Source organism: Akkermansia sp. UNK.MGS-1, assembly GCF_000980515.1.
Taxonomy (GTDB): domain Bacteria; phylum Verrucomicrobiota; class Verrucomicrobiia; order Verrucomicrobiales; family Akkermansiaceae; genus Akkermansia; species Akkermansia muciniphila.
The window spans coordinates 17,549-30,167 of sequence record NZ_LBCB01000033.1 but is presented as its reverse complement, the minus strand read 5'-3'; the positions used below and the strand labels follow the sequence as shown (position 1 = coordinate 30,167).

Annotated in this window: 6 protein-coding genes, 1 rRNA gene and 1 pseudogene; 3 read left to right on the top strand and 5 right to left on the bottom strand. The window is 53.8% G+C overall.

The annotated features are described in order from the left end of the window. Positions 1–844, bottom strand: a 16S ribosomal RNA gene (locus tag WW58_RS10135); the annotation flags it as partial. A 1,642-nt stretch (positions 845–2,486) separates the two neighbouring features. Here WW58_RS10135 and WW58_RS10125 point away from each other — a divergent pair. Then, a complete protein-coding gene (locus tag WW58_RS10125; protein WP_046437408.1) occupies positions 2,487–3,260 on the top strand; it encodes a PEP-CTERM sorting domain-containing protein in 774 nt (257 codons plus the stop codon). A gap of 134 nt (positions 3,261–3,394) precedes the next feature. On the opposite strand, the gene clpB is transcribed toward WW58_RS10125, so the two are convergent. Continuing rightward, a complete protein-coding gene (gene clpB, locus WW58_RS10120) occupies positions 3,395–5,977 on the bottom strand; it encodes an ATP-dependent chaperone ClpB (RefSeq protein ID WP_046437406.1) in 2,583 nt (860 codons plus the stop codon). Between the two features lie 500 nt (positions 5,978–6,477). On the opposite strand from clpB, the gene WW58_RS10115 reads away from it, so the two are divergent. Further along, positions 6,478–7,434 (top strand): bifunctional helix-turn-helix transcriptional regulator/GNAT family N-acetyltransferase, encoded by a 957-nt coding sequence (locus tag WW58_RS10115; protein WP_022198183.1) that lies wholly within the window; start codon positions 6,478–6,480, stop codon positions 7,432–7,434. A 1-nt stretch (position 7,435) separates the two neighbouring features. Continuing rightward, positions 7,436–7,789 (top strand): cupin domain-containing protein, encoded by a 354-nt coding sequence (locus WW58_RS10110; protein ID WP_022198182.1) that lies wholly within the window; start codon positions 7,436–7,438, stop codon positions 7,787–7,789. A gap of 273 nt (positions 7,790–8,062) precedes the next feature. On the opposite strand, the gene kdpC is transcribed toward WW58_RS10110, so the two are convergent. The 3 genes and pseudogenes from kdpC to kdpA form a co-directional block, all read right to left on the bottom strand. Then, positions 8,063–8,638, bottom strand: coding sequence for a potassium-transporting ATPase subunit KdpC (gene kdpC, locus WW58_RS10105; protein ID WP_022198181.1), 576 nt, complete (start codon positions 8,636–8,638; stop codon positions 8,063–8,065). Between the two features lie 28 nt (positions 8,639–8,666). Further along, positions 8,667–10,773: pseudogene (gene kdpB / locus WW58_RS13795) on the bottom strand (potassium-transporting ATPase subunit KdpB). A gap of 34 nt (positions 10,774–10,807) precedes the next feature. Continuing rightward, complete coding sequence (gene kdpA, locus WW58_RS10095) at positions 10,808–12,508, bottom strand: potassium-transporting ATPase subunit KdpA (protein ID WP_046437404.1); 1,701 nt, start codon at positions 12,506–12,508, stop codon at positions 10,808–10,810. Positions 12,509–12,619: the final 111 nt, after the last annotated feature.

The window sequence follows — 12,619 nt, the reverse complement described above, 5'->3', positions numbered from 1 at the left end:
GCTTAACGCGTTAGCTCCGGCACGCAGGGGGTCGATTCCCCGCACACCAAGCGTGCACCGTTTACTGCCAGGACTACAGGGGTATCTAATCCCTTTCGCTCCCCTGGCCTTCGTGCCTCAGCGTCAGTTAATGTCCAGGAACCCGCCTTCGCCACGAGTGTTCCTCTCGATATCTACGCATTTCACTGCTACACCGAGAATTCCGGTTCCCCCTCCATTACTCTAGTCTCGCAGTATCATGTGCCGTCCGCGGGTTGAGCCCGCGCCTTTCACACACGACTTACGAAACAGCCTACGCACGCTTTACGCCCAGTGATTCCGAACAACGCTTGAGACCTCTGTATTACCGCGGCTGCTGGCACAGAGTTAGCCGTCTCTTCCTCTTGTGGTACTATCTTTTTAATTTGCTCCCACATGACAGGGGTTTACAATCCGAAGACCTTCATTCCCCCACGCGGCGTCACACCATCAGGGTTTCCCCCATTGTGAATGATTCTCGACTGCTGCCACCCGTAGGTGTCTGGACCGTGTCTCAGTTCCAGTGTGGCCGGACATCCTCTCAGACCGGCTACCCGTCATCGCCTTGGTGAGCCGTTACCTCACCAACTAACTAATAGGCCGCGAGCCCATCCCCAAGCGCATTGCTGCTTTAATCTTTCGATACTATGCGGTATTAATCCCAGTTTCCCAGGGCTATCCCGCTCTCGGGGGCAGGTTACTCACGTGTTACTCACCCGTGCGCCACTAGAGAATTATTAGCAAGCTAGCAATTCTCTCGTTCGACTTGCATGTCTTATCCACGCCGCCAGCGTTCGTTCTGAGCCAGAATCAAACTCTCCATCAAATTAATTTTTGAAATTGCTGGACCAAATGGAATCTTGCGATTTCATTTGCGCCATGCTTCAGCCAGCTCTTCCTTCAAGTTGTGTCTCTTGAAGGCCTCTTCGCTCTGCCTCGCACGGCGCGCGTCACGACCTTTTTTCTTTCCCCTTGCTTCTACCAAACCACCCCTCTCAGAGCCAGGTAGCTCCTTCGGGCTTTTCATCCCTCCGGCACCTCTCGGCGCCCTCGGAAAACCCTCGGCGGTTTTCGGTAGTCATTCCCTTGAAATCTTCTTATCGCCCCTGCTTCCAGGGGTCTCTCCGGGTGGCCGGCTCCAGCCGCTTCCGATACTCTTCCGAGTCCGTCCGCCGCCGGGCTTTTCATCCCGTCGCCGTGTTGGCGTGCCGAGAAATCTATCATCCCACACCTTTTTGTCAATTTTTTTCGAGATGTTTTTTCATTTTTTCCCGATCCTTATTCAGGCCATACCCACTGCAATCACCCTTAATACACACCTAATCAATGAGATGCTCTTTTGTCATAATCCCCCATCCTGGCGCGTCTTTTTTTGAACGCTTCCCTTTTTCCCCTCGCTCTTCCCCTTTTTGAAAAGGGACAGTATAGTTGAAATAGGGTGAAAGCTAGCAATGGCGGGAAATTACAGCGATGGAAAGAAGAGACGGGTAATTGTGATGAAGGAACATGAAACTGCCTGAAACGGGACAGGTTGTTGCGATATGAAATCGCCCCTCTTCGGAGGGGCTGTCAATATTACGAGGCCAAAGCCAAGCCGAAAATAATGGTTTTGAGGGAAAGATGCCGACCGAACCGGAGGACACCCGGGAATGGTAAACAAAAAGATTCCGGAACGATCGGTATTTCGGAGAATTCCCGCTGGTCCTGCCGGTGCTGGCACAGCGCCGAGGCTCCCCCTGATTTATACGCCCGGATGTTCCGGATGGTGACGACAGGCAATCCCCGGCCTTATGGAGTGCCGCGCGAGCGCAGGGCGGAAATTATGCACTCCCTTTGCAACGCCAAAATAAAGCTGATGGCAGCGGCAGCAATAGCCCCGGTTCAAGGTACGGATCAACCTTCCTTCCGGTGAGTTTTTTATAGCAAATTCGGGGGTAAAAGTCACGCGAATTCACCCGTTTTCAGGCGTTTTTTTAACCTCTTTTCAGGCTTCCGGAAAGGGGCTTTTCCTGGCAGCAAGTGGCGAAATATCGCAACAACCTGTCCCGCATATCGCAACTATCTTGCGCCGTTACATTTTTTACAAGGAAACTGTCCTTACCAGGAGGGCCCCTGCCGGTATTTTCAGCATTTTTTGTTGTTATGCAACAAGAGCCAGAAAAAAGAAGGGGTGTCTGACCCGTCTTCCCTGAAAAAGAAGCAGACTTGATTTATTTTCACTTGAACAGAAAGGATTTTTTTGCTATTCAAGGGTTTATTATTTTTTATCTATGAAAAGTTCATTCCAAATTGGCATTCTCTGCACTGTTTTCTGCTTGGGAAGCACTTTTTTCTCATCTGCTGTACAGACAGTTAATATAGGCTCCACTTTTTCATGCACCTTCCTAGATTCCGGGGAGAAGGGATTTTTTGATTCTTCAAGTACTCATACCTGGACCAGTGATCAGATAGATTCCGCCATACGGGCGTTGAACACATGGAATACCCTGATTAATTCCACCCCGGGAAGAACGCTTAACGTAGGCCTCACCTGGTACGACGGAGCCGATTCCTCCACCCTAGCCTCCGCTTATTCCCCTTATTACTACTACCTGTCAAACAAGCCACAACAGGTTTCCACCATGGCCGAGGCCGTATGGCGCGATGGAAGCACAAGGACTACCTCAGGCTATGATATTTACATCCAGTGCAATACCTCTCATTTGGCTTCCCTTTATTATGGGGCCGCCTTATTGGCGGAGCATACGGGAAAATATGATTTTCAAAGCATCCTGACCCATGAAGTGGGGCATGCCGTTGGTTTTCTTTCCCTGGCGACGCAGACAGGCACTTTCCAAAGAGTCCAATCCGGAAGCGCTTCCACAACCTACAGCACCATGCTGTACACCAAGTATGATTCCCTGTTAACCAACCAAGAAGGCCAGTCCATCGTAGAAAAAGCCGGAAATGGGAATACGGCATTTACCCTAGGGGAAACTTTGTCTCTGGGCGATCCGGGGCTTACTGTCTATAACCCCACCACATGGTCGGAAGGGTCCAGCATGGCCCACATTGACAGCACGAGCGATCCAGACGCCCTTATGCAGTATTCCATCTCACCGGATACCTATCATCGCACCCTGACGGATGGAGAAGTGGGATTAATGCGTTCCATGGGCTGGAACATGGTTCCGGAACCCGCTACCGCTACGCTTTCCCTCCTAGGGCTGGCCGCACTCGCTTTGCGCCGCCGCCGTTGCTGACGACGCTCTGTCCCAGATTTAACCGCGCAGCAGATTTTCTTCAGCTCCCGGAAGCGGGAATCTTTATATCAGAAGGGCGGCCCTCTCAGGGGACGCCCTTCATTGTTTTTCCGGCAACATGCCGAGAAATGCAATTATCTTTTCTCCTTGGTGAAGTCCAGTTTGCCGTCTTTTTCCCGTACCACGATTTCCGTTCCTTCCGGGAAGTCTCCTTCCAGAAGCTTGAGGCTGAGCGGGTCCAGAAGATCATGCTGAATGGCCCGTTTGAGAGGACGGGCTCCATACACAGGATCAAAACCATGATCCGCCACCAGAGCCGTAGCTTCCGGAGTCATGCGCAAAAACAGGCCCTTGGCTTCCAGGCGCCTGCGGACACGCTGAAGCTGAATGTCCACAATGCCCTTGAGTTCCTGCGCCGTGAGCCGGTCAAAGATGATGATTTCATCAATGCGGTTCAGGAATTCCGGACGGAAGTGACCGCGCAACGCTTCCAGGGCCTTGGCTTCCCTCTGTTCCGCATTGGCTTCATTGAGGATGTACTGGCTGCCGATGTTGGAGGTCATGATGATGACCGTGTTGCGGAAGTCAACCGTACGACCCTGGCCGTCCGTAATGCGGCCGTCGTCCAGCACCTGGAGCAATACGTTGAAGACGTCCGGGTGGGCCTTTTCAATTTCATCGAAGAGAACCACGCAGTACGGACGACGGCGCACGGCTTCAGAGAGCTGACCGCCTTCTTCATACCCCACGTATCCGGGAGGCGCCCCGATGAGGCGCGCGACGGAATGTTTTTCCATGTATTCGGACATGTCAATGCGAACGATGGCGTTCTCACTGTCAAAGAGGAATTCCGCCAGCGCCTTGCTGAGTTCCGTCTTGCCCACGCCGGTGGGTCCCAGGAACAGGAAAGAGCCGATGGGCCTGTTTTCATCCTGCAGCCCGGCGCGGGCGCGTCTCACGGCGTCGGATACGGCCTTAACGGCCTGTTTCTGCCCGATTACGCGGGCGCCCAGACGCTCTTCCATGTGCACCAGCTTGGCACGCTCCCCTTCCTGCAGACGGGCGGCGGGAATGCCGGTCCAGGTGGCAACCACTTTGGCAATGTCTCCTTCCGTGACTTCCTCCTTCAGCAGCCCTCCATCTTCTTTCTGCATTTTACTGAGCTTTTCCTTGCCTTCCGTCAGGGCGCGCTGGGCTTCCGGAAGTTCGCCATAGGTGATTTCCGACGCGCGGGTCAGGTCACCCATACGTTTGGCCCTTTCGCTTTCCAGCTTGAGGGCTTCTATTTTTTCCTGTTCCCTGCGGACGGCGTCCAGCACTTCCTTTTCGCTTTTCCATTTGGCAATCATGGAACCGGATTTTTCCTTCAGGTCGGCCAGGTCCTTGGTGATTTTTTCCAAACGGGCCTTGCTGTCGGCGTCTTCTTCCTTCGCCAGCGCCTGCCGTTCCATTTCAAGCTGCATGGCCTCACGTTCAATCTGGTCAATTTCCGTGGGCATGGAGTCCAGCTCAATTTTGAGGCGGGCTGCCGCTTCATCCACCAGGTCTACTGCCTTGTCAGGCAGAAAACGGTCGGAAATATAACGGTCGGAAAGGGTGGCCGCCGCTACGATGGCAGCGTCCGTAATACGCACTCCATGGTGGACTTCATAGCGTTCTTTCAAGCCGCGCAGGATGGCGATGGTATCTTCCACGCTGGGTTCGGAGACCATGACGGGCTGAAACCGACGTTCCAGAGCCGCATCTTTTTCAATGTATTTGCGGTATTCGTCCAGTGTCGTCGCGCCGATGGTCCGCAGTTCCCCGCGGGCCAGGGCGGGCTTGAGCAGGTTGGAGGCATCCACCGCCCCTTCACTGGCGCCCGCGCCTACGATGGTGTGCAGTTCATCGATAAACAGAATGATTTCACCGTTGGAATCCGTTACTTCCTTAAGGAAGGATTTCAAGCGTTCTTCAAATTCACCGCGATATTTGGCTCCGGCAAGCATGGAGCCGATGTTGAGGGATACAATGCGCTTGTTGCGCATGCTTTCCGGCACGTCGCCGTTGACAATGCGCCGCGCCAGACCTTCCGCAATGGCGGTTTTGCCAACGCCGGGCTCCCCGATCAGGACGGGATTGTTTTTCGTCCTGCGGGAAAGAATCTGCAAAACGCGGCGGATTTCCGTATCACGGCCGATGACGGGGTCAATTTTACCGGCGCGGGCGCGGGCCGTCAGGTCCGTCCCATATTTTTCCAGCGTCTGGTATTTGCCTTCCGGGTTGTCGTCCGTCACGCGCTGGTTGCCGCGCACTTCCTTCATGGCGGCCAGATAGTTATCCTTGGTCAGCCCAAAGGTGTCCGTCAACTGGTGCACTTTGTTTTGCGTGTCCAACGCCCCAAGCATGAAGTGTTCCACGCTGAGGTAGTCGTCTTTGAGCTTTTTGCGTTCCTCTTCCGCAGCCTGCATGACGGTAGCCAGGTCACGCCCCATCTGCGGCTGGGTGGTGGCGCCGCTTTGAGTAGGTTCGTGGGAAACCTCCCTTTGGGCTGCCTGGAGAAGCAGCCCCGGATCGCAAGAGGCTTTGCGGAGAATAGGGGAAAGAATTCCGCCTTCCTGCTCCAGTAACGCCACCAGAACGTCCAGAGAAGAAATTTCCGGTTTTCCAAGCCGGCCTGCAGTTTGCTGCGCCTGCATCAGCGCTTCCTGAAATTTTGTTGTTAGATTGTTAAGCATGGTATGTTGGTATTTTAGACATAAGAATAACTCCAACCGTTGAATGGAAAAACAGGATTTTTCCTGTTATCTAAAAATTTTTTGCCCCTCCGGATTCCCCGCAATATCACTTGCACGCTCAACGGATTATTGGAGAGTCCGCCCTGACAAGGAAATCCTGTCCCGCTTTCTCATGGAGCTGGCGCATCCGGTATCCCGGCAATAGTGTAAATCCTGAACGCCAAGGAAAATATTTCCGGAAAGAACGGCAGCCCCGTACCGGATAGAAACGCAGGAACAGCCCTTGCCCATGCTCCAAAATAATCGCGTGGGCAAGGGCGGCAATGCCAAATACCACGTTCGCAGCCTACCCGACTGACAGGAGACGGATTTTTCCATTCCATTGATGGATACAGCGATATTCCCCACCTGCAAGAAGACTAAAATGTGAAAAAATGCTTGCTCGCATGATAATGGCATATTAGTTACGTAATCAGTTACGTATTTAATAACGGAAAGATATGGATTTTTTCAATAGGACAGGTAAAATAGCCATTGGAAGCAGGCTGCGCATGCTGACGGATGCTGTGACGTCTGATGCAAGTCAAATTTATGAATTATACGGCATTGACATAAAGCCAAAGTGGTTTCCCCTGCTTTTCGTTTTAGCCGGCGGGAAAGAGAAAACAATAACGGGCATAGCTAAGGAAATAGGGCACAGTCATCCATCCGTGAGCAATATCGTTGGAGAAATGACGGCAAGAGGATTGGTGAAAGGCCTTGAAGACCAGAAGGACAAGAGACGCACCGTCATCGCCCTGTCTCCACATGGGAAAAGGGTTGCCGCCATGCTGACAGAGCTCTGCAAAGACGTGGAGGTCGCCGTAGAGGATATTTCCAAGGAAACGCGCCATGATTTGTGGAGAGCTATCGGCGAATGGGAAGACCGGCTCGCTGAGAAGAGCCTGCTGCAACGGGTCAAAGAAGCCCGGAAAATGAGGGAAAGGGAGCATATCAGGGTAATTCCTTACGAACCGTGTTACAAGAATACGTTTAAATCACTTAACGTACAGTGGATTACGCAACATTGGAAGATAGAACCGCACGATCTGGACTATCTTGATCATCCGCAGGAATATATTATCAACAAAGGAGGCTTTATCTTTGTAGCCCTTTACAGGGGAAAGCCCGTCGGAGTTTGTGCCCTCTGCAAAATGGATGACCCGGTATATGATTATGAACTGGCGAAACTTGCCGTTCACCCTCATGCGCAGGGCAAAGGCATCGGGGAAATACTTTGCCATGCAGCTATAGACAAAGCAAAGGACATGAAGGCGAAAATTCTTTTTCTTGAAAGCAACACCCTGCTCAAACCCGCCATACACACATATAAAAAGCTGGGATTCAAGGAACTTGCGGAAAATCACCCGGCATACGAACGCGGAAACATCCAGATGGAACTGAAGATAACGTATTGATATGGAAATCATAAAAAATAATAAAGTCATCGTTCGCAAGGAAGACGCATCGAAGAAAGTGTTCAAGGGCGTTTCACTGGATTCGCTCGCTGTCGGAGAGAAATCAATGGCAGCAAAGATGTACTATGTGAAAGGCAACTTCGCCTCTACCCACCAACATCCGCATGAACAATGCGGGTACGTCATTTCAGGCAAATACCGCCTGAACATGGAAATGCCGGAGAAGAATATTGAAGTGTTGCTTCATGCAGGGGACAGCTACGCCATACCGGACAATACGCCTCGTTCCTTTGAGGTGATGGGAAGCGGAGAGGTTGTCGATGTGTTCACACCGCCAAGGGAGGACTATTTGTAAACAGCCGCATTTGGGGCTGAAGAAACTTCATATCAGCCTAATAAAACTAACGAGAGGATGTCGCCCCCCCTATTGCTGCATTCTGAAAGGATTATCCGGCAGCATACCGCACGCCGGCCAATTTATTGTCTCTGTTTTTCAACAAATTAGGCCAAACTGACAAAAATCCAATAAGAAAACCGCCCCGGTAACCGGAGAAAGACGCGGAACCAAGGCACCGGCTGATGCCGGACGATTTTTCCGCCAGGATATTTTCCGAACCGGGGCGGTCAATTACATCCCGCTCATCGGGAACAATGTATCCAGCGCAGCGTTCAGGGTCATCACGTTGACTACGTTTTCCCCCAAAATTCCGCCCCGGACGAAGTGTTCAGACACCAGTTTCCGGATTTTTTCCGGAGGCACTCCGCGCGTGGAGGCAACACGGTTCAATTGAAATTCCGCCGCTTCCGGAGAGATAAAAGGCTCCAAACCGCTGCCGGAAGCAAAAAGCATGTCCGCAGGGACAGGCGTTTTCTCCGGCAGACTGTGGGCTTTCAGCAGAGCCGCCCTGCGCTCCGCCACCGTCCTGACCAGCTTCCCGGAAGTCCAGGAGAGGTTGCTGGCTCCGGAAGGCATGGTAGCGTATTCTCCGGCAGAGGGCCGGGGCCAGAAATATTTGGCGGAGATAAAAGGCTGTGCGACAAGCTCCGAAGCGATAATTTCCCCCCGTTCATTCCGGATTAGGGAACCATGAGCCTGATGAGGGAAAAAAATCAGGCTGACCAGCGTAACGACCAAAGGGTAAATGCCTCCGGTAATGACGGCCAGAGACAGAAACAGGCGCAGATTGGGAAATGTCCACTTCATGATAATTCAGCAGGTTAGGATTGGATTTTCAAACAAGGCGCCATGCATTGATGACCATATCAATAAGCTTGATGCCCATGAAAGGAGCAATCAGGCCGCCCACCCCGTAAATGAGGATATTGCGCTTCAGCAGGGAGGCCGCTCCCGCCGGACGGTAGGAAACCCCTTTCAAGGCCAGAGGAATCAGCGCTACGATGACCAGGGCATTAAAAATCACAGTGCTGAGAATGGCGCTTTGCGGGGAATTCAGGCCCATTATGTTCAGGGCGGAAAGAGGTCCACTGGCCATGCCGTCAGCCACAAAGAGGCCGGCAAACATGGCGGGAATGATGGCAAAGTATTTGGCTACGTCATTGGCGAAGGAAAAGGTGGTCAGCGCGCCGCGGGTAATCAGCATTTGCTTGCCGATTTCTACGATTTCAATCAGCTTGGTCGGATTGCTGTCCAGGTCCACCATGTTGCCCGCCTCCCGGGCGGCCTGCGTTCCGGTGTTCATCGCCACACCCACATCGGCCTGGGCCAGGGCGGGAGCGTCATTAGTTCCATCCCCGGTCATGGCCACCAGGCGGCCGGCAGCCTGTTCCTCACGAATGCGCGCCAGCTTCATCTCAGGCGTAGCTTCTGCCATGAAGTCATCCACGCCGGCTTCCGCCGCAATGGATGCGGCAGTCAGGGCATTGTCCCCTGTCACCATGACAGTCCGGATGCCCATGGCCCGGAGCCGGGCAAAGCGTTCCCTGATGCCGCCCTTGACGATGTCTTTCAGATAAATGACCCCCAGCACGTCTTTTCCCCGGGCCACTACCAGCGGCGTACCGCCGACACGCGCGACATTCTGCACCATCATTTCCACCTCTTGCGGGAAAGTTCCGCCCCGGATTTTCACCCACTGCGCCACGCTTTCCGCCGCTCTTCCGGATGGAAACGGCCGGACGGCCGTCGTGCTCCGCAATATCCACGCCACTCATGCGGGTGGAAGCGGAAAACGGGATAAAAACAATATGGTCCGCGTCCATATGGCGGCCCCGGATTCCAAACTGTTTTTTAGCCAGCACCACGATGCTGCGGCCTTCCGGCGTTTCATCGGACAGGGAAGCAAGCTGGGCGGCTTCCGCCAGCTGCAGGTCATCCACCCCGGGTGCAGGCAGGAATTCGTTCGCCATTCGATTGCCGAAGGTGATGGTTCCGGTTTTATCCAGCATCAGCACATCAATGTCCCCGGCTACTTCCACGGCGCGCCCGGACACAGCCAGCACATTCCGGCGCACAAGCCGGTCAATGCCGCTGATACCAACGGCACTTAATAATCCGCCGATCGTCGTCGGAATCAGGCATGCCAGAAGAGAGACCAAGATGGGCAGGGAAATACGGCCCTCCGCCCTGAAGCCAAGCGCCCGGGCAGAATCCTCAATGTATCCGGCCATGGCGGGAAGGGAAAGAACCACGGCAAGAAAAACAATGGTCAGCGCCACCAGCAAGATACCTAGAGCGGTTTCATTGGGCGTTTTCTGCCGGCTGGCCCCCTCCACCATGGAAATCATGCGGGCCAGGAACGTATGGCCCGGTTCCACGGTAATACGGATAACAATGCCGTCACTGATTACACGGGTTCCTCCCGTTACAGCGCTGCGGTCCCCCCCGCTCTCACGGATGACCGGAGCGGATTCCCCGGTAATGGCGGATTCATCCACGCTAGCGATGCCTTCTATCACCTCTCCATCCAGGGGGATGATATCCCCGGCCTCGCACAACACTTTGTCCCCTTTGCGCAATTCGGAAATGGAGACGATTTCCTCCGTTCCCTTGTCCGTCAGCAAACGGGCGTTCACATAAACGCGCATTTCTTTCAGAGCGTCCGCATACGCCTTTCCCCGGCCCTCCGCCAGCGCTTCCGCAAAGTTGGCGAAAAACACGGTGAACCAGAGCCAGAGCGCGATTTGCAAAGTAAAGCCGAAGGGTTGCCCGGCAGCCAAATCCCTGATAAGGGCAATCGTTGCCATCAGAGCGCCGGCAGCCGTGATAAACATCACGAAGTTTTTAGACAGGACGCGCGGGTCAAATTTGCGCAACGCATTCCGGAAAGCTGTTTTCAACACGGCTCCGTCATACCAGGATTGACTCTTTTTCTCCTTCATGATCATAAACATCCGGATTATCGGCGAATACGCCTTAAAGCATGGTTCCCGAATACAGGAGCAAATGCTCCAGAATAGGTCCCAGAGCCAAGGCCGGGAAGAAGGTGAGGGCTCCTACAACCAGCACGACGGCTACCAGCAGAACCATGAACATCAGGTTATCCGTCCCCATGGTACCCTGGGCCGGCGGAGAAATTTTCCTGGATGCCATGCTGCCAGCAATCATCATCACCGAAATAATGGTTCCGAAACGGGCCAGCAGCATCGCCAAACCGCCCAGCAGGGAATAAAAAGGCGTATCCCCTGCAGCCAGACCAGCAAAGGCGCTTCCATTATTCCCGGCCTGGGAACCGAAGCAGTACAGGATTTCCGTCAGCCCGTGGGGGCCGGCATTGCAGATGGACGCCCGCCCGGCTTCCGTAGCGGCGGCCAGCCCGCTCATGACCAGGACGGCCATGCCGGGGAGCAGGACACCCACCATGGAGCAGCACACTTCCCGGGCTCCCATTTTTTTGCCCAGGAATTCCGGGGTTCGCCCCACCATTAAACCGCACAGGAACACGGTAATCATGGCAAACATCAGCATGCCGTACAAGCCGCAGCCCAGACCTCCGAAAATTACCTCACCCAGCAACATATTGAACAGGGCAATGCCGCCACCCAGCGGGGACATGCTGGAATGCATGCAGTTCACGGACCCGTTGGAAGATGCCGTCGTAGCGACGGACCAGAGGGAACTGTTCGTAACGCCCAGGCGCACTTCCTTGCCTTCCAGCATTTCCATGCCCGGGAAAAGCGGGTTTCCCGCATGTTCCGCCCACTGGGACAAGACAATGGCCGCCACAAGCAGAATCATCATGGCTCCGAAGATAATCCACCCCTGCCTCTTTTTTCCAATCATGACGCCGTAGGCGTATGGGCAGGCGCAGCCGGCCAGAAGCAGGGAAATCATTTCAACCATGTTGCTGAAGGGCGTGGGGTTTTCAAAAGGATGTGTGCTGTTGTTCCCGAAAAAGCCGCCGCCGTTTGTTCCGAGCTGTTTGATGGCTATCTGGGATGCCGCCGGGCCACTGGGTATCATCTGTTCCACGCCATCCATGCCCGGCACGGCAATGGGTCCGTCAAAGGACTGCACCACACCCTGGGAGACCAGCAGAAGAGCAATGACCGTGGAAACAGGAACCAAAAAATACAACGTGCTGCGCGTCAGATCCGTCCAGAAGTTCCCCAGAGTAGAAGCGCATCTCCTTTCCAGCCCGCGGATCAGGGCGGACATGACGGCAATTCCCGTGCCGGCGCTGACGAAATTTTGCACGCCCAGCCCGGTCATTTGAACAAAATAACTGACGCCTTCCGGCCCTTCCCCTGAATAGAACTGCCAGTTGGTGTTGGTCACGAAGCTGATGGCCGTATTCAAGGCTATATCCCACCGCATATTTTCCGTTCCGGCGGGATTCAGAGGCAGCCATTTCTGGCACAGCAGGGAAAGAAAAAGGACGAGGAATCCAGCGGCGTTAAACAAAAGAACGGCCGTCAGATACTTTTTCCAGTCCATTTCGCGGGTGGGGTCCACTCCGGCCATATGGTAGACGCAGCGCTCCACGGGACCCAGAACCGGGGAAAGCCATGTCTGCCTTCCCATCAAAACACTTGCCAGCCATTTTCCGAGAAACGGGGTGAAAGAGACCAGTATGCCTATGAACAGGACAATGATTAACAAGTCGTGTGAGGACACAACGCAACTCTACGCGTATTCTGGAAATTCCGGGTAGTTAACAAAGGGCCTCCGGACATTAAGAAATTATTAATTCCTCTCCGGAAGCCCGTTTTTTAACGCCGATGCGCC

Bases quoted from the DNA above. Each gene is read 5' to 3' on its own strand.
- WW58_RS10110 (WP_022198182.1), top strand. From the start codon at position 7,436: ATGGAAATCATAAAAAATAATAAAGTCATCGTTCGCAAGGAAGACGCA.
- WW58_RS10115 (WP_022198183.1), top strand. From the start codon at position 6,478: ATGGATTTTTTCAATAGGACAGGTAAAATAGCCATTGGAAGCAGGCTG.
- kdpC (WP_022198181.1), bottom strand. From the start codon at position 8,638: ATGAAGTGGACATTTCCCAATCTGCGCCTGTTTCTGTCTCTGGCCGTC.
- clpB (WP_046437406.1), bottom strand. From the start codon at position 5,977: ATGCTTAACAATCTAACAACAAAATTTCAGGAAGCGCTGATGCAGGCG.